Source organism: Pseudoalteromonas sp. Of11M-6, assembly GCF_022347905.1.
GTDB lineage: Bacteria > Pseudomonadota > Gammaproteobacteria > Enterobacterales > Alteromonadaceae > Pseudoalteromonas.
On sequence record NZ_JAKRFW010000064.1, the window covers coordinates 1 to 23,410 of the forward strand.

Sequence of the window (23,410 nt, forward strand, 5' to 3'; positions counted from 1 at the left end):
AGTTTTACTTGACGCTAACTCGTTGCTGCTTTGCTTTTCAGCGTAGCGCCCCGTGTCAGTGGGGTCGCATTATAGGGCGATCCGATTTTAGTGCAACCCCTTTTTTCATTAAAACTTATAAAAAAGGTTTGTTCGAACAGAAAACGCACAAAACCACTTAAAAACCACATTAATGAAATATTTTCTTCATAAAACTGTCACCAGTTTTCGCGAAGGGATTATAAGTATTGATCAAATTTGGGAGGATGCAAGATACAGTTGAAGAAATTTCCACCTGTATCTTGGTATTCAACTATCTATTCTTTTAGTAAAGAAGACTATATAGCTTTCGTCGATATGCTGAAGCAACACTATCGCCATCAGGAAGCGAAGCGATAATATCTAAAAATCCCTTTTTGGCTTCACCGTAGTTCATATCTTTCTTAAGCACCATAAGTAGGCTTGCCAATGCTTCTTCTTTTTTACCCACATCTAACTGAGCTTGAGCTAACTGACAACGTAAGTCTAATGAATCAGGTTCAGCTTCCACCGCTTGCTCTAGACGCTTTACCTCTGGTGAATCTTGTGCAGCCGCAGCTTGCGCCAATTTAGCGACTAAATTGTGGTAATACGGGTCTCGCTGTTCTTCATTTATAGAATCTAATAACGCTTGAGCTTCATCAAATTTTTGAATTTGCATACAGATATCCGCAAACACCAACTTAACCCGAGTGTTACTACTGTCAATGTCGTATGCCTTCTTCGCATAAACAAAAGCATTATTTAGGTCGCCGCTTGCGAGAAATTGCTTCGCTTGATCAAGTAAAATAACTTCAGGTGATGGTAAATGCTCAGACAAAGCTTCTTTAATTTCTTCTTCTGTTTTTGCCCCTGCCAGCATATCTACTGGCGCACCACCTTTTAAAATCACAATCGTTGGCAAAGCTTGTAAACCAATTTGCTGAGCGAGTTGAGATGCCAGCGCTTGTTGGACATCACAATCAATAACGCCTACGGTTATATGCTCACTATAAGCTGCCGCTATCCTCTCCAATATTTGGTCTTGCTGAACACATTCAGGATTTTGATTGCTATAAAAGGTCAGCAATAACACTTTCTCTGGATTTGGATCGGTTATTACTTGCTGAATGTTTTCAGGGGTTAGTTGGATTTTATTGCTCATATTCTATTTTCTGTCTGAGTAATTAATATGGTTGATATAGTGACACTATCTGAATTTACAACCAAGCCAAGAAAACAATTATGCAGAGCTTGGCTTTCTCTTTCGGGTAAATTTCCCCTTTCTTGCACCACGCTTTTTAAATGCAGGTACAGGAACACCTTTCAGTGCATTCGTATTGATAGACTGAGCGCTGTCAATAAATCCACCTAACTCATCACAAAGCGGTTGCATAAATTGATTATACGACGTTTCCTTATTGGCGATCTTTCCGAGCAATGACTCCCAGAGCGCAGTTCTATCTGGTAATGAAAGTGACTCAGGTAGGGTTTGAATAAATGCTTTTCCCAGCACCGTAGAATATATAGTCTTACCTTCTCGTCTAAGAAACTGCCGTCTAAACAAAAGCTCAATAATTCCGGCCCGCGTCGCCTCAGTGCCAAGCCCATCAATGTCTTTCAATACCTTTTTGATAGATTGATCGGAAACAAACCGTGCAATACCTGTCATCGCACCTAATAAGGTAGCTTCAGTGTAATGCTTTGGCGGCTGAGTTTGTTTTTCTTTAACTTCACCTTTCTCGCATAAAAGTTGCTCTCCCACCTGTAACTCCGGCAATAGGCTCTCTTTCTCTACCTCATGACCTTTAAACAGTATCTTGAATCCTTGATCTGTTATTTGCTTCGCTTGTGCTTTGAATTGACCACCACTAATCTCCAACTCCACTTTAGTTTCGTTGTAGCGGTAGGGGTGAAAGAATTGCGCAAGATACTGTACAGAGATGAGTTGATAGACCTGTAACTCTCTATGCCCAAGCTGAGCACTGCGGAGCTTTTTAGTGGTTGGAATGATAGCGTGATGCGCTTCTACCTTTTTATCATTCCAACACGCTCCTTTTAGATTCATGTCAGCTAACTTAATAAACTTACTTTCTATTCCCTGATTGTGCTCGGCAGCCGCAATGACTTGCTCTCTTTCAACAAAATGTTCTTGTGGTAGATAACGGTTATCTGATCTAGGGTAAGTGATCAATTTATGTTTCTCATAAAGTGCCTGACAAATATCCAACACTTGCTGAGCCGATAAACCGTAGCGCTTATTTGCGTCAATCTGCAAAGAAGAAAGGTTATAGGGTAACGGCGGGTTTATCTTTTTTGGTTTTGTTTCAACCTTATTTATTGTTGCTTGCTTTTGACTGATCCGATCCGCAACGTTTTCGGCTAAGGCCTTAACCAGAACACGCCCATCTTCGTCCATATAGGGCTTACATGCTTCACTTGGTACCCACTTAGCTTCAAAAACACCCCAATTTGGTTTATTGATGTGTGCAATCACCTCATAAAATGGTTTAGATACAAAGTTCTCTATTTCTAGATCTCTTCTAACAACCAAACCAAGTACCGGAGTTTGCACTCTGCCAACCGACAAAACAGTATTCACTCCCGCTTTTTGCCCGGCCAACGTAAATGCTCTGGTTAAATTCATCCCAAATAGCCAATCCGCTCTAGCTCTTGCAAGTGCAGATACACTTAAAGGAACAAATTCTTGATTAGAACGTGTCGAAGCCAATGCCTTTTTCACAGCTTGTGGGTTTAAATCACTGATCAACAAGCGTCGGATCGTTGCTCTTTTCCGTTCAGGCAAGTTTACAAATTGAAAAACTTCGTCCACGAGCAATTGCCCTTCTCGATCAGGATCTCCAGCATGGTAGATTTCATCGGCTTTTGTGAGTAACTTTTTTAAAGTGCTAAGCTGCTTTTTTGTTTTTGGCTTTGCTTTGAACTGCCATTGAGTCGGCACGATTGGTAGATCATGAAACTGCCATTTTTTGTATTTGACGTCGTAGTCTTCAGGTTCTGCTTGTTCCAACAGGTGACCTATACACCAAGAAACCACATCACCATTCGCGACTTCTATATAACCATCTTGTTTTTTATGTGGTTTTGGTAAGACATCGGCGATTGCTCGGCCTAAAGAGGGTTTTTCTGCGATATAAAGTTTCATGATTAGCTTAACTGTATATAGATACAGTTATCATAGTGAATTTTGACGAAAAACACCATAGCTGCAAAGAGACTGTCTCCAGTCTCTTTGCAAACCAACAAACTTACGTTCTTAATAAATTAAGTTGCTTGTGTTTTTGTTCGACTATCAGCGTCATTGAACTGGCTGCTTGTTCTACTTCATCTGCGAACTTCGAAAGCTCAGCAGCGGCATCTGAAATGCCCGTCGTATTCGTATTAATTTCTTCGGTAACCATACTTTGCTCTTCCGCAGCCGTAGCAATTTGTGTTACTTCGTTAGAAATGCTTGTCAGCTCAGCAACTAGCGTACTCATTAACCTAGCCGATTCTTGGCAATAACTCACTGCGTCTTCACCTAGCTGCACAGAGCTCTCAATGATCCGGCCTGAGTTCGCGACTTCACTCTGTAGGTTATCTATTAGTTTACTAATGTCGTCCGTCGATGCTTGTGTTTTTGACGCCAAAGCTCGAACTTCGTCGGCAACAACCGCAAAGCCGCGCCCTTGCTCCCCCGCCCTTGCCGCTTCAATTGCTGCGTTTAAGGCCAGTAAATTAGTTTGTTCTGCAATGGCTCTGATCACTTCTAGTATTTTGGAAATATCATCACTGCGCTCAGATACCTTCACGACCGCTTGTTTTGCATCAATGACTTGATCCGCCATTGATTGCACCGTTTCGGTCGTTTTAATGATGCTTTGTTCGCTTTGCTGAACTTGATCTGCGGCCTGATTCGTACTTGCAGCCGCTTTTTCCGATGCCCGAGCCACCTCTGAAGCAGTTGCACTGAGTTCGTTAATTGCAGTAACTACGCTATCTATTTCTAAGTGCTGATTAGCGACTTTGTTTTTGATGTTTATCGCGGCTTCTGTTGTTCGATGCGACTGCTCGTAGGAAGATTCAGCAAGACCTTTGAGGTCATCAATCATCTTTCGTAGTTTATCAGTAAAGCGGTTAAAGCCATGTGCCAAGGCAATCAACTCAGCATGATGACTCACTTCTAGTTCATGCGTTAAATCGCCTTCGCTAGAAGCTAAGTTCTCTACCCGCTCCTGAATATGCGTAAGCGGACCGATAATTGTGTTCACTAATACCACCGCAATGGCAATGCCAATAACAGCAATAACAATACCGATAATGAGCATCCAGCGACCAACGGAGTTTGTCGACTCCTCCAGCTGACTTTGCAGCGTTGTAGCAGAACTAAGTGCAATTGCCTTAGGTAGTTCGATTACTAGAGACCAAGTGGTGTTTGGTAACGCAATTTTAATCGGTACCGCTACGACTAAGTCTTCACCAAGCTCTTTAATCCCAGAACCTGTGTGCAGCGATTTTAACACCTCAGCCCTATCTGACTTTGTCGACTCAGCAAGTGGGCGGGCTAAATTCTTGTAGTGACTAGAACCCACAACAAGACCCAACTCACTTAACAAGGTTACCTTAGCGGCTCCTGAGTAAAGCGAGTTTGAGAGCTCGTCGACCATGGTTTGGAAAATCGGCAAATTTACATCCACGCCCACTAAGCCTCTAAATTGACGATTGACCACGACTGGTGTGGTCAATGAGGTCATCAGCATTTTGTTGCCCGGAGAAATTTCATATAAATAGGGCTCCATGATACACGGCGCCACTTTATCTTTTGCGCACAGATACCACTCGGCTTCTCGTAGGCCAAACTCATTGATTGCATCGGCATATTTTTCTTCTGCCGACTCAACTTTTTGTTGCATCGGACCATTGGCTTCTTGAGTAAAGTAGAGCTCTAAGGTACCAGCGCCCGGCACAGAGTGACTCGAACCACCTTGATTACTGGCATCATTGCCATCGTAACCATTCGGTTCAAACTGTGCATACATAGAAGACACAAAGCGATTTTGCTTTAGCGCACCATTGACAATTTCTTGCACTTGTTCACGGCTCAGAGGATCCTGCTCGGCGGTATGAGATAGTACACCCGCCAAAGTATGAGGAACACGATAGGCTTCATTGATAAAGCCAGCCACACGTTGCCCATATTGATTGCCTTTAGCGATAAGACCTTGGGATATTTCATCATAAATCGCTTGTTGGACCCCTTCACTTTGCTTGGTATTTTCTGCTGCAAGGTGAAACCACATTGTTGTCACTAATATAACAACCAAACTCGTTACTAATGCTGTTACAAAGAATAAGAGTTTGTTTTTAATCGAAGCTTGTTTCATAACATTCCCAGTTTTTAGACTTAGTATGCAAACAAATTGCACTGCACGTTCATCATCAACTTGATAAAACGAGTGACCCCTATTTTTATCGGCGACTATGAAGTCTTTTTTAACTGTAGCAAAAAATTTAATAACGTACTGAAATTTATGATGCTTGAGTGGGATTATTTAGGGAATAAATTATAAAGTGATGGGTAAAAAAATAGCGCCGAAGCACTATTTTTTTATCTTGTCTTTGCCTGTCGTCTTTTCATTACTCGGCAAGCGGTGATGTATTGCTGACTTAATCAGCATATATCCAGAAATAGGGGCAGTGAGCAGCAAAAATATTGAAATCAAGATTTCCTTTACACTCACACCATCAGTCGTGGTACTAAAATACACCATTGCCGAGGTCAATAAGCACGCCATTCCAAGCGTTGTGGCCTTTGTAGGACCGTGGAGACGCATAAAAAAGTCAGGCATTTTCACAAGACCAATAGAGCCTATCAATACAAACGCACCACCTAACAGTAATAAAATGGAAATTATCCATTCCGACATATCGCTCTCCTATTCTATGATGTCGCCGCGTAGCAAATACTTACATACCGCAACCGTACTTACAAAACCAAGCATTGCTATTAATAATGCGGCTTCAAAGTACAATGCAGTTCCCATACTCATTCCGTAAAGAATAATAAGCGCAATGGTATTTATGTACATGGTATCGAGCGCTAAAATTCTATCTGGAATTGAAGGTCCAACAACCAAACGCCAAAGATTTAGCAAAAGTGATACACCTATCATCGCAAAGACAATAAGAATTACAGTTTCTAGCATTCAAAAATCTCCTTCAATGGCGCTTCATAACGAGATTTAATAGTATCAATCAACGCTTGCTCATTCGTAAGATCTAACACGTGGATCAATAAGTATTTACGCTCTGGTTTTTCGCCACTTTTTACAGACTCAGGCCAAGGGTATACCTCAGCACTTACGGTGCCAGGAGTTAAAGATACCGTGCTGGCTAAAATAGTGATTGGCATAGCTTGATCTATATCGAGCGGCACCAACACGAAACCGGGGCGCAATTTCTTCGTTGGTCCTAAGATCTTTATCGCAACCTCAACGTTGGCGGTAATGATATCGTAAAGTACCAAAAGCAAATGAGTAAACGCACGCCATGGCTTAATGATCAGTGGCTGCTTAGTTCTAAACCGATAGGTAATAAGCGGGATCACAATCGCTAGAATAGTCGCGAGAATAATATGCCCAGCTGACACACTATTATTCATCAATAACCACACAGTAAATAGCAGTAAGCTGCGAAATGGAGTTGGTAGCCATTTAAACCTTGCTTCTAAACGCATCTATTTCGCTCCTTTTAACACAGCATTCGTCATGCTAGAAAAGTCGTGCAAAGAGTCGGCTGCCGACAATGCGTAATCAGTCAATGGACCGGCAAAAATCACCATTAACGGCGCACAAGTTATCAAGGTAAGAATTGCGATAATTTGGGCTGGGTGCGCTTTTTCTGCCGATTGTGTATCAACCTTACCTGTATGATGCCAAAACACTGTGCTACCAGCTTTTGAGACACTTACTAATACCGCTAAGCTTACTAACAAATACACCGCCCAAAACCAATACGTGTGACTCGACTCGATGGTCGACTTTAAGATCCATACTTTGCCAATAAAGCCTGATAACGGCGGCATACCAATCACAGTGATTGCCGCAATCGCAAACATGATGCCAAGTAACATAGGTTGAACTACTGGGCGACCCGCGGTGATCCTATCAGCGACTTTCCCCCTTTGTTTCCCCACTAAATCAGCAAGTAAAAACAAAGCAGCAGACACTAATGTCGAGTGCACTAAATAGTAAATGGCTGCAGCGCTGCTATTTACCGTTTGTACGGCGACTAATGCCACTAGGGTACCAACTGACACCACCACTAAATTTGCAGACAGCTTACGCAAATCTTGACTAGCAAGTACGCCGATCCCACCCATGACGATAGTCGCCAGAGCGAGCCACCATAGCCACTCTTGTGCCATATGACTTAATTCACCAGCTTGGTCACCAAAAATCAGTGTATACACACGCATCATGGAATACACACCCACTTTGGTCATGATTGCAAATAAAGCAGCTACAACAGGTAACGCGGTTGCATAGGTGTTTGGCAGCCATAGATGAAGCGGTAGCAAAGCGCCTTTTAGCGCAAATACAACCAATAATAACAAGCCGCCAATTTTAGCAAGATAAACATCATCTCCTTGTAAGAAGGTGATCTTATATGCCATATCCGCCATGTTTAGGGTACCAAGCACACCGTACAAGATACCTAATGCAATCAAAAATACCGACGAACCTACTAGATTTAGGATCACGTATTGCAGTGAAGCACGGGTATTGTGCTTATCACCACCATGCATTAACAGCGCATAAGACGCTATCAACAAAATCTCAAAGAATACAAATAAGTTGAACGCGTCACCAGTTAAGAAGGCGCCATTTACCCCCATCACCAAAAAGTGCAGTAACGGATGGAAGAAACTTCCTCGTTCGTCGTCTCCGGCACAGCTATACAGCGAACACACAAAACACAACAAAGCGGTTAAGCTGACTAACAGAGTCGAAAGTTGATCAGCAACTAACACAATACCAAACGGTGCTTGCCAGTTACCAATCGCATAAACCTGAATGCCAGACTGCTGAACATGTAGTAAAAGTGAGGCACAAACTGCAAACGTAATTAGCGACATAAGTACTGAAACTTTACGCCTAATCGCTAAGTTCTTACCACACGGTGGCATCAGCAGGATCACCCCTGCCAACATAGGTAATAAAATAGGTAAAGAAGTCAAATGTTGGATCATGCTTTACCCTTTTTGTCAGGAACAATGCCATTTACATGGTCATTACCCAAATCAGAACGACCGCGAATAGCTAAGATCACGACAAATGCCGTCATCGCGAACCCGATAACAATTGCCGTCAATACCAAGGCTTGCGGCAGTGGATCTGCATACTCACTGCTATAACCAAGCACTGCAGCTTTGTTTAAGGTCAATCTACCCGATGCGAACAAAAACAAGTTGACCGCATAAGACAACATAGTTAAACCAAGAACAACAGGGAATGTTCTTGCTCGTAGAATCAAAAATACGCCACAGGCTACTAGCAAGCCCACGCACGATGCATAAAGCAATTCCATTAAATATTCACCTCTTCTTTGGGCGCATTTGCCGTTACTTTACCTAGGCTCGCCAAAATCATCAGCGTTGCACCTACCACGGTGATATAAACACCAAGGTCGAATGCGATGGCACTTGCCAGCTCAGTTTTACCTACCAATGGGATATCAAAATAATCAAACCATGAGGTTAAGAATGGTTTGCCAAAGAACCAACTTCCCACACCGGTTGCTAGAGAAATAGCGATACCCGTTGCAATAATCTTGCGGTAATTGACATCAAAGCGCTCTGCAATCCAATTCGAACCATGAGCAATGTATTGTAAAATAAAGGCTATCGCCGTGATTAGGCCCGCGATAAATCCACCACCCGGTAGATTGTGGCCGCGCAAGAAAATATAAACCGAGACCAGCAATGCCAAAGGCAATAAGCTTTGTGAAATACTTGCCAGCAGTAGCGGATATCTTTCTTTCGCCCAAGGTCTGCCTTCACTGTCACTGCCAGGCATGAATAATGGCAAATTAATCAGTAACTTATAAATCCCCAGTGCCGCAATACCCAGTACAGTAATTTCACCTAGCGTATCAAAACCACGGAAATCCACTAAGATAACGTTAACGACATTCGTCCCGCCACCGCCAACTTTGGCGTTTGCAATAAAGAACTCAGAAATACTATCCAATGGCCTTGTGATCAAGGCGTAACTGATACTTCCGATGATCACACCAATTGCTGAAGCAATACCCATATCACGGAGTACGCGAATAGAACTAGACTCCTTCGGCGTTCTTTGCGGTAAGAAGAATAACGCAAGCATCAACAGAATAATGGTCACTACTTCTACCGTTAACTGAGTAAGCGCCAGATCCGGTGCTGAGAAGCGCGTAAAGGCAACCGACACCATGAGACCAACAACCGAAATCATTAGCAGTGCAACCATACGAGTACGATGCCAGATAACCGTGCCAATCGCTCCAATCATTAATAAACCAGCACCAATACCGTTATGTACGTCAATTGGCGTCGGCTCTAAATTACCCACTAACTGTGACATTTCAAACAATGGCCAGCCTGCACTCACCAGCACAACGATAAACATCAGCATCAGATAACGCTGTAACGAACCATTTTCTATTGCGTTTACACGCGCGCGACTCCAAGACACTATGTTGTACATAGTGCGTTCAAACGTTTTCTTAGCGTTCATCGGCGGTAATGAAGCTTGGAATTGGAATAGATATTTGCGCTGAGTATAAATTAATAAGCCACCACATACCGCAAGGCCACTCATGAGCAGTGGTAAGTTAAAGCCATGCCAAATAGCAACCTCAAAGGTTGGCGCAGCCTCCCCTAATACCGCACTTGATGCTGTCTTTAACATGCCATCAACGATAAAGTTAGGGAACATGCCGACTATCAAACATAAAGCGACCAAGATTTCGATTGGAAAACGCATATAGCGTGGCGCTTCATGCGGCTCCTTGGGTAAATCAATTGGATCTCCGTTGAAGAATACGTCATGAATAAATCGCGCCGAATACGCAACAGAGAATGCACCGGCGATTGTCGCCAAAATTGGAATCAACCACGACATAGAGCCCAGAAGTTGCTGGTGTAGCGTCTCGGCAAAGAACATTTCTTTTGACAAGAAACCATTAAGTAGCGGCACCCCAGCCATCGCAGAAGCGGCAACCATCGCAAGCGTTGCGGTATAGGGCATAAATCGCCACATACCGTTGAGTTTACGCATATCACGAGTGCCCGTTTCATGGTCGATGATCCCCGTCGCCATGAATAAAGAGGCCTTAAACGTTGCGTGGTTAATAATATGGAAAACCGCCGCAACAGTCGCAAGCTCAGTATCCAGACCAAGTAATAAAGTAATAAGGCCTAAATGACTGATCGTCGAAAACGCCAAAAGACCTTTTAGATCATGTTTAAATAACGCGATATAGGCGCCAACGAGCAGCGTCGCTAAGCCAGTTAGGCCAACGAGAATAAACCACAGCTCTGTACCCGCCAGCGCAGGATAAAAGCGCGCCAGTAAGAATATCCCAGCTTTCACCATAGTCGCAGAGTGTAAGTACGCACTTACAGGTGTTGGTGCAGCCATCGCGTGCGGTAGCCAGAAATGGAATGGAAATTGCGCGGACTTGGTAAATGCGCCCAGTAGCACAAGGATTAACGCCACTTCATATAATGCATGGGATTGAATAAGCTCACGACTAGATAAAATCACATCCAGGTTATAACTACCTACAATATCTCCTATCAACATCAAGCCGGCAAGCAGTGCTAAACCGCCACCGCCAGTGATCGCAAGTGCCATTTTCGCCCCTTTGCGGGCCTCTGACTTATGCCACCAATAGCTAATAAGTAAAAATGAACTAATACTGGTAAGCTCCCAGAATAACCAAAGCTGTAATACGTTATTAGACATAACGATACCAAGCATGGCGGTCATAAAGAGCATTAAGTAAGCATAAAGTTTAGGCATGGAATCATTGCTGCTAAGGTAGTATCTGGCATAGAAGATAACCAGCATACCGATGCCCAAGATCATGAAAACGAACAGCAACGCAAGACCATCCAGTCTAAACGCGATGTTAATATCTAGAAGCGGAACCCATTCAAATGTGTACCGAATAGTCTCTCCTGCGAAAACGGCAGGAGCGAGATCAACAGCAAGTAAAATTGCCACTGCTGGCGCTACTAAGGTTATAGCAGTCGACTGATTACGAGAAAGCTTTCCCGTAAATGCAGAGATAAAACTGCCAATTAAGGATAGCAAGGGTATCCAAAATAAAGTCATAGATGAAACCTTTTATTTGCGTCGTTATGGCTCGTTTAGATTAATGTGACAATCCCCCTTCCAAGTTGGAGCGATCGGTACACATCAACCACACGTACATGAACCCTGTTATACTTGATTAGTGTTTGAGTTGTCTAGAGTTTCACTTTCTAGCTGATGCTATTTTAGCCAACCTTAACAAACTATTCAGAATAAGTTCAAAACTATTCAGCCGAATTAACCGCTATTTTATCCTCTAAACGTATTGAATTCAGTACTGCTAACCACCTTTGACGGTAATTTGCATCTAACTTAATTGATTGATATTCGAGCAAAGAGTGACTATTCGAGGGTTTATATGAGGAAAATTTACCTAACTCGCAGGTGCGACTTGGCACCCAATTGTTCGGTGCGTGGTCACCAACGTAAAGATTTGGTGCCTTTTGCCCTGAAGTCGCGCAAAGCCATTTTGCTTTTTTAGCTGGTACTGGGTATTCATCTTCAAAACCACTAAAGTGCATAAGCTCGTGTACCAGCGTGTTGTAAGTGCTGGTGGCGCTCAAAGTCATGTGCTTACCGCTGACATTAGCAAGCCCCTCCGTTGCCATAAACACCAAGTGATCGTATTTTGACAAGCCCTGCTCGTATCGTAAGTCGCACATTGCAAATCCCCTTCGCTTCTTACAACTAAGTTTGTTCGCCGCATATATCGGTTTAGATAAACAATATACGCCTTTGGCTGGCTCTGGTTGTTGCTCATAAGCATGTTTAAGCACTTGTAAACGCTGCAAACCATCTAAATTACTGGCGATTAATGCAAGATTAAACTGACAAGACGCACTTGAATGCTGACGCTCTGAGAGAGTCTGAAACAGTCTTAAGTAGGGATTATTCAAAAATGTCGTAACAGGCTTTCCTTGCCACACCGCGAGCAACGAAGTGAGTTCTGGGTTTAACGCGTAGCGTTTTGAAAGCGCATAAAGCAAGTGATATCGGCCAAGTGATACTAACTGCTCGGACACTTGCTGACGCTGCTGACGATTTAAACGAGACCAAGTATCAAGTAAAAGCAGCTTAGTGCTATTTTTCTGTTGAGCACTCAAATCGCGCTGTAACCGTTCAAACTCCCAACTTGGTTGCTTTAGGCCTGCAATGGCTTTTACTAATTGTGCACTTGCTTGTGAGGGTAGCACCTCAAGCGCCGGTGCAATGGCAAAATAGCTATTTGGATTGGCGACGACAAGTGCTGATTTTTGCGCGATAGAGAGGTGTGCATAATTAGGGCTGCTTGAAAACAGCAGCCCTATAAGCATAAAAATAAAAAGGTGTTTAGCTCGCGTCTTGTTCGACATTCAACTGGGCAAGTAAATCAAGCTCAAGACGGGCGTATTTATGTTCTACAAACTCATATACATTGGTTGCCAATGCGAGCTTAAAATAGCTAATCGCAGAGGCTAAGTCCCCTTGCGTCTGATATTGCTTAGCCAGATAAAAATAGGCCTCACAGAGACGCTGCGCATACTCTTCTTGGGTGCTCACGCCCTCAGAGATCTGCGCAAGAAATGCTTCTTCAGATAAAGTACCCAAATACAATGCAACTAACTGAGACGACCACTCGTCAGGGTCTAATGCTTGGCTATTTGCCGCCAATGTCTGCTTAGCAAGCGCATCGTCTACTTGCTGCTGAGCAATATACAGCCACATAGCACGATACGCATCTTTTGGAGCACGCGCCAAAAAGGCTTCAAAATCTTTTACAGCTAAATCGGCTCTTTCACCGTAATACAATGCGATACCACGATTTAAATAGGCATATTCATGTTGCTCGTCGAGCTCTAGCACAGCATCAAACATTTCATATGCCCGGCCATAATTTTGCTCTAGCGTTTGGTGAATACCTAGGAAGTTATATACTTCAGCGAGATCTGGCTTAATTTTTACGGCGCGATTGAAGTCAATACGAGCAAGGGTTTGCAAACCAATGCTATCGTACAGCATACCGCGATTATATAGTAGCTGCGCGCGTTGCTCATTTGCCATATCCGACTGCAAGAGTAACTCGTTAAATCGAGCAATGGCAATTTCATTACGGAAATTGGCTTGAAGTGGTACTGCAAGCGGAACATTTACAATGTTTTTAGTGGCCTCTGGCTGCGTGCTTTTACATCCTACCAGCCCCATTAGCACTAATGGCACAACTATTTTCGCTAACTTCATTTCCTTCCTCATTCAATGGCATTTGCCCGTTTAGAGTCTTTGCACAGGTATACCAACAATCTGATTATGTAACCTGAGGTTTGGATAAGGAATGTTCCAACTCATTGTTGCTAAAGCACAACTTAGTTTTCTCCTTGTCTAGCCAGAGAGCTTTAGGGAAAACAAGGCGAATTTACGCACCAATAGCTGGCTATTGGAAGTGAATTCAACGCAGTTAGCGCTAAAACTTTCTGCTAGAAAGGCATTAATTATCCGCAGCTCAGGTTATGTACTATAACTTTGCCTAGTTCTCTATTGACCAGATAAACTCAGTTTTGTTTCATCATTTTGAGTCAAACAGCATTAAAGCATAAAAAAAGGGGCTATTCAGCCCCTTTACACTTCTATTCTATGCAAAGTATTGCAAAGATTACTCAGCGCCTTCTTCTTTAGGCTGCTCAGCTTTTTTCTCTTGTGCTTCTTTGATACTTAAGCGAACACGGCCTTGGCGGTCAACTTCAAGTACTTTAACTTTAACTTCTTGACCAACCGTTAAGTGATCTGAAACGTTATTTACGCGCTCTTCACTGATTTGTGATATGTGCACTAGGCCATCTTTACCAGGAAGTACGTTTACAAACGCACCGAAGTCTACGATACGGATAACTTTACCAGTGTAAAGCGTACCAACTTCAAGCTCTGCTGTAAGCGCTTCGATACGTGAAATAGCAGCTTGTGCACTATTACCATTCGTTGCAGCGATCTTGATAGTACCGTCGTCTTCGATTTCAATCGTTGTATCTGTTTCTTCAGTAAGCTGGCGAATTGTTGCACCACCTTTACCAATAACTTCAGCAATCTTCTTCGCAGGGATCTTCATAGTGTAGATACGTGGAGCAAACTCAGATAGCTCTTCAGAAGGTGCAGAAATCGCTTGGTCCATCACACCTAGGATGTGTAGACGCGCAGCTTTCGCTTGGCGAAGCGCGATCTGCATGATTTCTTTGGTGATACCTTCAATCTTGATATCCATCTGTAGTGCAGTTACACCGTTTGCTGTACCCGCTACTTTAAAGTCCATATCACCTAAGTGATCTTCATCACCAAGGATGTCAGAAAGTACAACGAAATCTTCGCCTTCTTTCACTAGACCCATCGCGATACCAGCAACTGACGCTTTAACTGGAACACCAGCGTTCATTAGCGCAAGTGAAGTACCACATACTGATGCCATTGAAGATGAACCGTTTGATTCAGTGATTTCAGATACTACACGTACTGAATATGGGAATTCAGCCAGTGTTGGCATTACTGCCGCAATACCACGCTTAGCTAAGTTACCGTGGCCGATTTCACGACGCTTAGGAGACCCTACAAAACCCGTTTCACCTACACAGAATGGAGGGAAGTTATAGTGAAGCATAAAGTGATGCTTGTGAGTACCAGTTAGGTCATCTAGCATCTGCGCGTCACGCTCAGTACCAAGGGTTGCTGTTACAAGTGCCTGAGTTTCACCACGAGTAAAGATTGCAGAACCGTGAGTACGTGGCAGTACACCCGTCATCACGTCTAGCGCACGAACCATATCTGGTTCACGACCGTCGATACGTTTTTCGCCAGCAATGATACGGCTACGTACAATTTTCTTCTCAAGTGAGCTGAATGTTTTACCTACCACTTGCTCGTCTAGTGACTCGCCTTCAGCAACTTCAGCGCCTAGCTTTTCAATGACTTCTGCTTTTGCTTCAGAAAGTGCTTCTTTACGTGCAACTTTGTCGGTAATACGGTAAGCATCACCTACTTTTTGCTCTGCAATTGCAGCGACTTTTTCAGCTAGTGTTAAATCTTTTTCAGGTGCTGTCCAATCCCATGCAGCTTTACCAGCTTCAGCGCGGAATTCTTCGATTGCTTTGATGATAGCTTGTGATTGCTCGTGACCATATACAACAGCGCCAAGCATTTCTTCTTCAGTTAACACTTCAGCTTCTGATTCAACCATTAGTACTGCGTTTTCAGTACCAGCAACAACTAGGTCAAGCTTACTTGTCTCTAGCTCTTTTAACGTAGGGTTAAGTACGTATTGACCATCGATGAAACCAACGCGCGCGGCACCTAGCGGGCCATTGAATGGAATGCCAGAGATAGCTAGTGCTGCTGAAGTACCAATCAAAGCAACGATATCTGGTTGGATCTCAGGGTTTACAGAAACCACTGTCGCGATAACCTGAACTTCGTTTACAAAGCCGTCTGGGAATAGAGGACGAATTGGACGGTCGATTAGACGAGCGGTTAGTGTTTCACCGTCTGAAGGACGACCTTCACGCTTCAAGAAACCACCAGGGATACGACCCGCAGCGTACATTTTTTCTTGGTAGTTAACCGTTAGTGGGAAAAAGTCTTGGCCAGGAGCCGCTTCTCTTCTTCCTACAACAGTAACAAGTACCGAAGTATCGCCAATGCTTGCAAGTACTGCACCGTCAGCTTGACGTGCGATAGCACCTGTCTCTAGAGTCACCGTGTGTTGACCTAGTTGAAATTCTTTAATAATTGCTTGCACAATATTTTCCTTACTAAATTGTTTTCAACGTCAACGGGGACCAATCACAGTCTTAAATAAACTCACCATAATTTACTTAAGCACTACAATTGGAAATCCGATTGACGCTTGTTTAAAAGTATTTTTAAACGGCTGTAAGTATACTGATAGAACAGCCACAAAAAAAGGGGCTAATTAGCCCCTTTTTTACTGTTGGATAAATTTTCAACAAGAAATCAAAAATATTAGCGACGTAGGCCAAGCTCTTTGATTAGTGCAGCATAACGCTCAACGCTCTTGCCTTTTAGGTAGTCAAGAAGGTTACGACGTTGGCTAACTTTACGTAGAAGACCACGACGTGAGTGGAAATCTTGCTTGTGGTTAGCGAAGTGACCTTGTAGCTTGTTGATGTCAGCAGTTAGAAGTGCAACTTGTACTTCTGGTGAACCTGTATCACCTTCTGCGCGTGCGAACTTTGCTACGATTTCTGCTTTTTCTTGATTGCTTAGTGACATAATAACTCCAAAATAAGTTTAGTAATGCTTCAGCCGATCACTAATTCAGCCAAAGCGGAAGCTGGCGGATTATACCAGCATAAACTCCCCTTGCATAGGAAGATTTTATTGTGATTCCGGCTGAGCGGAAGATAGCGCGCGTTTTGCTTTCAATAATCCTTGTGGATTACGCTCGCCAATCCCAACAAACTTACCATCAGCAACCACTTTAACAATACCGTCTGGTAAATTTTCGACAGCAACGGTTTGCCCATGACCAAAAGCAACGCCTTGCTCAGCACTAATATCAACAACGCTCAAATCGACCAAAGCGGTATCCATCGGCAACAATAATTCATCGAGATAAGTCGAAGGCGCAACTTCTTCCGCTTTTGCTTTCTCAAGTAACGCTTCTAACTCGACTAAGGTAATCATTTTGTCGCTAGGGTAATGACCAACTTCACTACGGTGTAACATAATGACATGCGCACCACAGCCAAGCTTTTCCCCCAAATCATCGACTATCGTACGAATATAAGTGCCCTTAGACACATGCACCGTCATTTGAATTTGTTGAGTTTGCTCGTCATATTCATCTAACGTAATACGATAAACATTAATCTTGCGACATTTTCGCGGTACTTCGATGCCTTCGCGGGCATATTTGTATAGCGGTTGGCCCTGATATTTGAGCGCCGAATACATCGAAGGGTACTGATCAGATACCCCCAAGAAGCTGGCAATTTCTTGCTCTAACTGCTCAAGTGTTACATTTACTGGTCGCGTTTCAACAATTTCACCATCAGAATCTGATGTCGTCGTGCGCTCACCCAGCTGCGCTCTCACCACGTAGGTTTTGTCAGTATCAAGCAAAAACTGGGTAAACTTAGTCGCTTCTCCAAAGCAAATTGGCAACATACCTGTTGCCAGCGGATCCAAAGCACCGGTGTGGCCCGCTTTTTGAGCGAAATAAATGCCCTTTGCTTGCTGTAGTGCTTTGTTAGAAGAAATACCTTGCGGTTTATTTAATAACAGAATGCCGTCGATCGCACGGCCTTTGGTGCGACGCGCCATTACTCTTCCTCTTGGTCTTTATCTCCAGACTCAGGACCACGCTTTGCGTTGTCTTCTCTGATCACAGAGTCAACCAAGTTAGAAATACGCATACCTTCCATTAGGGAGTTATCAATAACAAATTTAAGCTCAGGCATGATACGCGCACGGATACGCTTGCCAAGAAGCGAGCGGATATAACCGGTTGCTTCATTCAGAATAGCCGCACTTTGCTTAGTTTTGTCTTCATCACTCGTATTCAACACAGTAATGAATACCTTTGCATAAGAAAGATCGCGTGATACCTCAACAGCTGACACTGTTACCATACCCAATCTTGGATCTTTAATTTCGCGCTGTAGGATCACCGCAATTTCTTTTTGAATTTGCTGTGCTACGCGATCTGTACGAGAAAATTCTCTCATTTTCACCACTTAAAATTTCAAAATCTATGAGATCACAAATGGGGGCTAGTGCCCCCATCTCAAGTATTTTAATAACTTACAATTAAAGCGTACGCTCTACCTGTACAGTTTCAAATACTTCGATTTGGTCACCGACTTTAACGTCGTTGTAGTTCTTAACGCCGATACCACATTCCATACCGCTACGAACTTCAGCAACGTCATCTTTAAAGCGACGTAGTGACTCAAGCTCACCTTCGTAAATAACAACATTATCACGAAGTACACGGATTGGCGCACTACGTTTAACCACACCTTCAGTTACCATACAACCTGCAACAGCACCGATCTTAGGCGACTTGAACACGTCACGAACTTCAGCAAGACCAATGATCTCTTGCTTAAATTCTGGTGCAAGCATACCTGTCATTGCTTGTTTTACTTCTTCGATTAGGTTGTAGATAACGCTGTAGTAACGTAAGTCTAGGTTCTCAGTATCAATAACTTTACGTGCCGAAGCGTCCGCACGTACGTTAAAGCCAACCATAATAGCGTTAGAAGCCGCTGCAAGTGTTGCATCCGTTTCAGTAATACCACCAACACCAGAGCCTACGATCTTCACTTTAACTTCATCTGTAGACAGTTTAGTCAATGAATCAGCGATTGCTTCGATAGAACCTTGAACGTCTGCTTTCAGTACGATGTTCACTTCAGATACGTCGCCTTCAGTCATGTTAGAGAACATGTTCTCAAGCTTCGCTTTCTGCTGACGAGCAAGCTTCACTTCGCGGAACTTACCTTGACGGTATAGTGCCACTTCACGTGCTTTACGCTCATCACGAACTACTGTCGCTTCGTCACCAGCAGCTGGTACGCCAGAAAGACCTAAGATCTCTACTGGAATTGAAGGACCCGCTGATTTAATGTCTTTACCGTTTTCGTCTTTCATCGCGCGAACACGACCATATTCAAGACCGCAAAGTACGATATCACCTTGGTTTAGGGTACCTGATTGAACAAGTACAGAAGCGATTGGACCACGACCTTTATCAAGGCGAGATTCGATTACCACACCAGACGCCATGCCTTCTTTAGAAGCTTGTAATTCTAATAGCTCAGATTGCATTAAGATAGCTTCTAGTAGCTCATCAATACCAAGACCAGTCTTCGCTGAGATATGAACAAACTGCGTTTCACCACCCCAGTCTTCTGGGATTACATCTAGTTGAGCAAGCTCATTCTTAACGCGGTCAGGGTCAATACCCTCTTTATCCATTTTGTTCACAGCAACGATAAGTGGTACTTCGGCCGCTTTCGCGTGTTGTACCGCTTCTTTCGTCTGAGGCATTACACCATCGTCCGCTGCAACAACAAGTACAACGATGTCGGTTGCTTTCGCACCACGAGCACGCATCGACGTAAACGCCGCGTGTCCAGGAGTATCTAGGAAAGTGACCATGCCACTGTCCGTCTCAACATGGTAAGCACCGATATGCTGAGTAATACCACCGGCCTCGCCGTCAGCAACTTTTGCTTTACGAATGTAGTCAAGCGTTGACGTTTTACCGTGGTCAACGTGACCCATTACCGTTACTACCGGCGCTCGTGGCTCAAGAGAACCTTCTTCACTGCGGTCACTTAGTACTTTTTCTTCCAGCTCGTTTTCTTTCACTAGAATAACTTTGTGACCCATTTCTTCTGCCACTAGCTGCGCAGTTTCTTGATCGATAACTTGGTTAATGGTAACCATGTCACCCATCTTCATCATTGTCTTAACAACTTCAGCGCCTTTAACTGCCATACGAGAAGCAAGTTCTGCAACAGTGATAGTTTCACTGATACGTACTTCTTGTTTAACTTCTGCCGCTGGCTTTTGGAAACCATGCTGTAATGAAGTTGGCGCTTTTAAGCGACCTTTTTTGCCTTTCAGCCTCTTCGCATTCGCTTCTGCTGCTTCTTCTTTCGCACTTGGCTTTTTCTTCTTCTTACGACGTGCGCTTTTCTCTTCACGTGCGTCAGACTCATCTTCCGCTTCACGAGCGTAAGTAGAAGTTGTTAGGTGGTGATCAGCACTTTCTTCTCGACGAAGACGCTCTTCTTCTTCCGCCTTCCAACGTGCTTCGTTTTCTTCCGCTAGACGGCGAGCTTCTTCCGCTTGACGTTTCGCTTCTTCTTCTGCCTTTTTCAGGGCTGCTGCTTCTGCTTCTTGACGCAGACGCTCAGCTTCTTGACGTTCTTTAATTTGTTGCGCGCTATCCACTTCTTTACTCTGCTTATCTTTGGCTTGACGTTCAGCATCCGCTTGTCGCTTCGCCTCTTCTTTAGCTTTGCGCTCGGCTTCCTCATCGGCCTTGCGTTCCGCTTCTTCGCGCGCATTGCGCTCAGCTTCTACTTTGGCCTGTTGCTCTGCTTGTTGCTGAGCCATTAACTCTGCTTCTTTGCGCGCAGCTTCCTCTGCAGCTAAGCGTTCTTCCTCTCTCTGCTGCTCGATTGCGCTCTTTTTAACGTAAGTGCGCTTCTTACGGACTTCTACAGATACAGACTTTGCTTTACCAGATGAGTTAACACTTAACGTGCTTTTACTCTTACGCTGTAGAGTCATACGCTCAGGGCCGGTTGAACCAGTGCCACCGTGTTGCTTGCTTAGGTGATCAAGCAACGTCGCCTTTTCGGATTCAGTAACTTGGTCGCCCTCGGCTTTGGTGATCCCTGCATCTTTTAACTGTTGTAGTAATTTATCAACAGTTGTACCAATACTCTCGGCTAGTTTGTTAATGCTCACTTCTGCCATATGTGATGTTACCTCCGTTAATAAATTACTCTTCGCTGAACCAGCAAATGTTACGTGCAGCCATGATTAACTCACCAGCTTGCTCTTCTGATAACTCAGAAATTTCAACTAAGTCATCAATACCTTGCTCTGCAAGGTCTTCAAGTGTAACGATACCTTTGCTAGCAAAAACAAAAGCGGTATGACGCTCAAGTCCTTCAAGTGCTAGTAGGTCTTCTGCAGGTTCTGCATTTTCAAGACTTTCTTCATCGCGAAGTGCTTTCGTAGTCAGTGCATCTTTCGCACGGTTACGTAGCTCTTCAACGGTTTCTTCGTCTAGACCGTCGATTTCTAAAAATTCAGCTACTGGTACATAAGCCACCTCTTCAAGTGAAGAGAAACCTTCGTTAATCAGTAGTGTTGCAAAATCATCGTCGATGTCTAGATTTTCAGTGAATAGATTAACCAATTTATCTGATTCTTCCGAGCTCTTACGCTCCATCTCTTCCACTGTCATTACATTTAGTTCCCAACCAGTAAGTTGGCTAGCTAAACGTACGTTTTGACCATTACGACCAATCGCTTGCGCTAGGTTGTCAGCTTCAACTGCAATTTCCATCGTGCGCGTATCTTCATCCATTACGATTGAAGCTACTTCAGCCGGTGCCATTGCGTTGATTACGAACTGTGCTGGATTATCATCGTAAAGTACAATGTCAACACGCTCACCGCCAAGTTCTGAAGACACAGCTTGTACACGTGCGCCACGCATACCAACACATGCACCTACAGGGTCGATACGCTTGTCGTTTGATTTTACAGCGATTTTAGCACGAGAACCAGGGTCGCGTGCAGCACCTCTAAGTTCAATCATTTCTTCGCCGATTTCCGGAACTTCAATACGGAATAGTTCCATCAACATTTCAGGCTTAGAACGCGTAACAAATAGCTGAGCACCACGCGCTTCAGGCTTCACTTCGTAAAGTAGACCACGCACACGGTCACCCGGACGGAAGCTTTCACGTGGTAGCATGTCTTCACGGTAAATTACCGCTTCAGCATTGTTACCAAGGTCGATAACGATAGCGTCACGCGTTGCTTTTTTAACAACACCTGTCACTAGCTCGCCTTTTTGATCTTTATATGCATCAACAACTAATGCGCGCTCAGCTTCACGTACTTTTTGTACGATTACCTGTTTCGCCATCTGTGTGGTGATACGGTCAAATTTAATTGATTCGATCTGCTCTTCAACGTAATCACCTAATTGAACGTCAGGCTCATCAACTTGCGCCGCTTCAATAGTGATTTCCGCATATGGATTTTCTAGTGAACCGTCTTCTTGTGGTTCAACCGCTTTCCAACGACGAAAAGTATCGTACTCGCCCGTTTTACGGTCGATAGTAACGCGTACTTCGATCTCACCGCCGTGCTTCTTTTTTGTTGCTGTCGCTAGTGCGAACTCTAATGCTTCAAAAATCTTTTCTCTTGGGACCGCTTTTTCATTGGAAACAGCTTCTGCCACCAACAATATTTCTTTTGCCATAGGTAATGCCTCGCTTGCCCTTGTCCTTCGCACTCAAAGTTAGAATTTTGCGATGATATTGGCACGCTCAATGTTGCTTAACATCAGGATAAAGTCCTGAGCGTCAACTTTTAACGTGATCATATCGCCATTAACTGCTACTAAGTCGCCTTTAAAATTACGGCGACCTTCTTGCGGAAGTTTAGTACGCAAACGTACTTCCTCTCCCACTGCTGCTTCATAGTGAGCTTGTTTGAATAATGGTCTGTCAACACCAGGAGAAGATACTTCCAAACTATATTCGTTCGTAATCGGGTCTTCGACATCTAAAATTGCACTAACTTGACGACTCACTTCCGCACAGTCATCTACATTAATGCCGTTTTCATGATCGATATATACACGAAGTGTAGAATGACGACCAGCTTGCACAAACTCAAGACCGAGTAATTCAAAGCCACACGCAGCAACTGCAGGCTCCAACATTTCAGTCAAATCTTGCTCGAGTTTTGACACAGAACTCCTCCATACAAACAAAAAAAGGGCCTAAAGCCCCAAATCATAGCTGCTTGATCTTGGGCTCAGAATACACCTTGCGCCAGATACAACAACGCCCCGAACCAAGCGGGGCGTCACACGAATAACAAACTGTGTGGCCAAAGGCCGTGCTTGGTTTGCGAGCTATCTCAGCCAAATTAATCATCAACTTAAACAAAAAAGCCGATGCTTAAACGCAAAACGCGCATTACAAGGAATGCGCGAAATCAAAGAACTCAATCTTTAACTTGGTTGCGGGAGCCGGATTTGAACCGACGACCTTCGGGTTATGAGCCCGACGAGCTACCAGGCTGCTCCATCCCGCGCCAACACATAAAATTGTTTTACTTCTACTTTTCAAAGAAGTGGCAATCGGATTTGAACCGACGACCTTCGGCACTTTACCAAATCAAGCGCCCGACCATCTATCAAGCAACTCCATTCTACACCGAAACATAAAATTGTTTTACTTCTACTTTTCAAAGAAGTGGAAGTCGGATTTGAACCGACGACCTTCGGCACTTCACAAAATCAAGCG

General features: G+C 43.8%; 18 protein-coding genes and 1 tRNA gene. All 19 read right to left on the reverse strand.

The genetic code is table 11. The annotated features are described in order from the left end of the window. Positions 1-304: 304 nt before the first annotated feature. Positions 305-1,162: a tetratricopeptide repeat protein gene (locus MHN32_RS21175; RefSeq protein ID WP_239422732.1), complete on the reverse strand. Its 858-nt coding sequence runs from the start codon at positions 1,160-1,162 to the stop codon at positions 305-307. Between the two features lie 78 nt (positions 1,163-1,240). Then, positions 1,241-3,163 carry a DNA topoisomerase III gene (locus MHN32_RS21180; RefSeq protein ID WP_239422733.1) on the reverse strand — a complete coding sequence of 641 codons (1,923 nt, stop codon included), beginning with the start codon at positions 3,161-3,163 and terminating at the stop codon, positions 1,241-1,243. A gap of 103 nt (positions 3,164-3,266) precedes the next feature. Further along, positions 3,267-5,381, reverse strand: a complete 2,115-nt coding sequence (locus MHN32_RS21185; protein ID WP_174170740.1) for a methyl-accepting chemotaxis protein — start codon at positions 5,379-5,381, stop codon at positions 3,267-3,269. A 216-nt stretch (positions 5,382-5,597) separates the two neighbouring features. Beyond that, positions 5,598-5,924 (reverse strand): Na+/H+ antiporter subunit G, encoded by a 327-nt coding sequence (locus MHN32_RS21190; RefSeq protein WP_010370840.1) that lies wholly within the window; start codon positions 5,922-5,924, stop codon positions 5,598-5,600. A 9-nt stretch (positions 5,925-5,933) separates the two neighbouring features. Continuing rightward, positions 5,934-6,203 (reverse strand): K+/H+ antiporter subunit F, encoded by a 270-nt coding sequence (locus MHN32_RS21195; protein ID WP_010370838.1) that lies wholly within the window; start codon positions 6,201-6,203, stop codon positions 5,934-5,936. After that, a complete protein-coding gene (locus MHN32_RS21200; RefSeq protein WP_239422734.1) occupies positions 6,197-6,733 on the reverse strand; it encodes a Na+/H+ antiporter subunit E in 537 nt (178 codons plus the stop codon). The genes MHN32_RS21195 and MHN32_RS21200 overlap by 7 nt, the downstream gene beginning before the upstream one ends. After that, positions 6,734-8,248 carry a monovalent cation/H+ antiporter subunit D gene (locus tag MHN32_RS21205; RefSeq protein WP_010370834.1) on the reverse strand — a complete coding sequence of 505 codons (1,515 nt, stop codon included), beginning with the start codon at positions 8,246-8,248 and terminating at the stop codon, positions 6,734-6,736. After that, positions 8,245-8,586 (reverse strand): Na+/H+ antiporter subunit C, encoded by a 342-nt coding sequence (locus MHN32_RS21210; RefSeq protein WP_010370832.1) that lies wholly within the window; start codon positions 8,584-8,586, stop codon positions 8,245-8,247. Before MHN32_RS21210 ends, MHN32_RS21205 begins: the two co-directional genes overlap by 4 nt. After that, the gene (locus tag MHN32_RS21215) at positions 8,586-11,378 is read right to left on the reverse strand and encodes a monovalent cation/H+ antiporter subunit A (RefSeq protein WP_017217780.1); all 2,793 of its coding nucleotides are present in this window, start codon (positions 11,376-11,378) and stop codon (positions 8,586-8,588) included. Before MHN32_RS21215 ends, MHN32_RS21210 begins: the two co-directional genes overlap by 1 nt. Positions 11,379-11,581: 203 nt before the next feature. Next, positions 11,582-12,709 carry a hypothetical protein gene (locus tag MHN32_RS21220; protein WP_239422735.1) on the reverse strand — a complete coding sequence of 376 codons (1,128 nt, stop codon included), beginning with the start codon at positions 12,707-12,709 and terminating at the stop codon, positions 11,582-11,584. After that, positions 12,687-13,574 carry a lipoprotein NlpI gene (gene nlpI / locus MHN32_RS21225; RefSeq protein WP_239422736.1) on the reverse strand — a complete coding sequence of 296 codons (888 nt, stop codon included), beginning with the start codon at positions 13,572-13,574 and terminating at the stop codon, positions 12,687-12,689. Before nlpI ends, MHN32_RS21220 begins: the two co-directional genes overlap by 23 nt. A gap of 409 nt (positions 13,575-13,983) precedes the next feature. Beyond that, a complete protein-coding gene (gene pnp / locus MHN32_RS21230; RefSeq protein WP_010370826.1) occupies positions 13,984-16,110 on the reverse strand; it encodes a polyribonucleotide nucleotidyltransferase in 2,127 nt (708 codons plus the stop codon). Between the two features lie 224 nt (positions 16,111-16,334). Then, a complete protein-coding gene (gene rpsO / locus MHN32_RS21235) occupies positions 16,335-16,604 on the reverse strand; it encodes a 30S ribosomal protein S15 (protein ID WP_239422737.1) in 270 nt (89 codons plus the stop codon). A 105-nt stretch (positions 16,605-16,709) separates the two neighbouring features. Then, positions 16,710-17,657: a tRNA pseudouridine(55) synthase TruB gene (truB, locus tag MHN32_RS21240; RefSeq protein ID WP_102056361.1), complete on the reverse strand. Its 948-nt coding sequence runs from the start codon at positions 17,655-17,657 to the stop codon at positions 16,710-16,712. After that, positions 17,657-18,061: a 30S ribosome-binding factor RbfA gene (gene rbfA / locus MHN32_RS21245; protein ID WP_010370823.1), complete on the reverse strand. Its 405-nt coding sequence runs from the start codon at positions 18,059-18,061 to the stop codon at positions 17,657-17,659. Before rbfA ends, truB begins: the two co-directional genes overlap by 1 nt. 82 nt (positions 18,062-18,143) lie before the next feature. Next, entirely contained in the window at positions 18,144-20,831 is a 2,688-nt protein-coding gene (gene infB, locus MHN32_RS21250) for a translation initiation factor IF-2 (RefSeq protein ID WP_010607871.1), read from the reverse strand. 25 nt (positions 20,832-20,856) lie between these two features. After that, complete coding sequence (nusA, locus tag MHN32_RS21255) at positions 20,857-22,356, reverse strand: transcription termination factor NusA (RefSeq protein WP_010607870.1); 1,500 nt, start codon at positions 22,354-22,356, stop codon at positions 20,857-20,859. 39 nt (positions 22,357-22,395) lie between these two features. Then, a complete protein-coding gene (gene rimP, locus MHN32_RS21260; protein ID WP_010370818.1) occupies positions 22,396-22,851 on the reverse strand; it encodes a ribosome maturation factor RimP in 456 nt (151 codons plus the stop codon). Positions 22,852-23,121: 270 nt separating this feature from the next. Continuing rightward, positions 23,122-23,198, reverse strand: a tRNA-Met gene (locus MHN32_RS21265). Positions 23,199-23,410: the final 212 nt, after the last annotated feature.

What these genes read in the sequence shown, in the direction of transcription:
- MHN32_RS21175 (WP_239422732.1), bottom strand. Translation starts at nt 1,162, where the DNA reads ATGAGCAATAAAATCCAACTAACCCCTGAAAACATTCAGCAAGTAATA.
- MHN32_RS21180 (WP_239422733.1), bottom strand. Translation starts at nt 3,163, where the DNA reads ATGAAACTTTATATCGCAGAAAAACCCTCTTTAGGCCGAGCAATCGCC.
- MHN32_RS21185 (WP_174170740.1), bottom strand. Translation starts at nt 5,381, where the DNA reads ATGAAACAAGCTTCGATTAAAAACAAACTCTTATTCTTTGTAACAGCA.
- MHN32_RS21190 (WP_010370840.1), bottom strand. Translation starts at nt 5,924, where the DNA reads ATGTCGGAATGGATAATTTCCATTTTATTACTGTTAGGTGGTGCGTTT.
- MHN32_RS21195 (WP_010370838.1), bottom strand. Translation starts at nt 6,203, where the DNA reads ATGCTAGAAACTGTAATTCTTATTGTCTTTGCGATGATAGGTGTATCA.
- MHN32_RS21200 (WP_239422734.1), bottom strand. Translation starts at nt 6,733, where the DNA reads ATGCGTTTAGAAGCAAGGTTTAAATGGCTACCAACTCCATTTCGCAGC.
- MHN32_RS21205 (WP_010370834.1), bottom strand. Translation starts at nt 8,248, where the DNA reads ATGATCCAACATTTGACTTCTTTACCTATTTTATTACCTATGTTGGCA.
- MHN32_RS21210 (WP_010370832.1), bottom strand. Translation starts at nt 8,586, where the DNA reads ATGGAATTGCTTTATGCATCGTGCGTGGGCTTGCTAGTAGCCTGTGGC.
- MHN32_RS21215 (WP_017217780.1), bottom strand. Translation starts at nt 11,378, where the DNA reads ATGACTTTATTTTGGATACCCTTGCTATCCTTAATTGGCAGTTTTATC.
- MHN32_RS21220 (WP_239422735.1), bottom strand. Translation starts at nt 12,709, where the DNA reads ATGTCGAACAAGACGCGAGCTAAACACCTTTTTATTTTTATGCTTATA.
- nlpI (WP_239422736.1), bottom strand. Translation starts at nt 13,574, where the DNA reads ATGAAGTTAGCGAAAATAGTTGTGCCATTAGTGCTAATGGGGCTGGTA.
- rpsO (WP_239422737.1), bottom strand. Translation starts at nt 16,604, where the DNA reads ATGTCACTAAGCAATCAAGAAAAAGCAGAAATCGTAGCAAAGTTCGCA.
- truB (WP_102056361.1), bottom strand. Translation starts at nt 17,657, where the DNA reads ATGGCGCGTCGCACCAAAGGCCGTGCGATCGACGGCATTCTGTTATTA.
- rbfA (WP_010370823.1), bottom strand. Translation starts at nt 18,061, where the DNA reads ATGAGAGAATTTTCTCGTACAGATCGCGTAGCACAGCAAATTCAAAAA.
- infB (WP_010607871.1), bottom strand. Translation starts at nt 20,831, where the DNA reads ATGGCAGAAGTGAGCATTAACAAACTAGCCGAGAGTATTGGTACAACT.
- nusA (WP_010607870.1), bottom strand. Translation starts at nt 22,356, where the DNA reads ATGGCAAAAGAAATATTGTTGGTGGCAGAAGCTGTTTCCAATGAAAAA.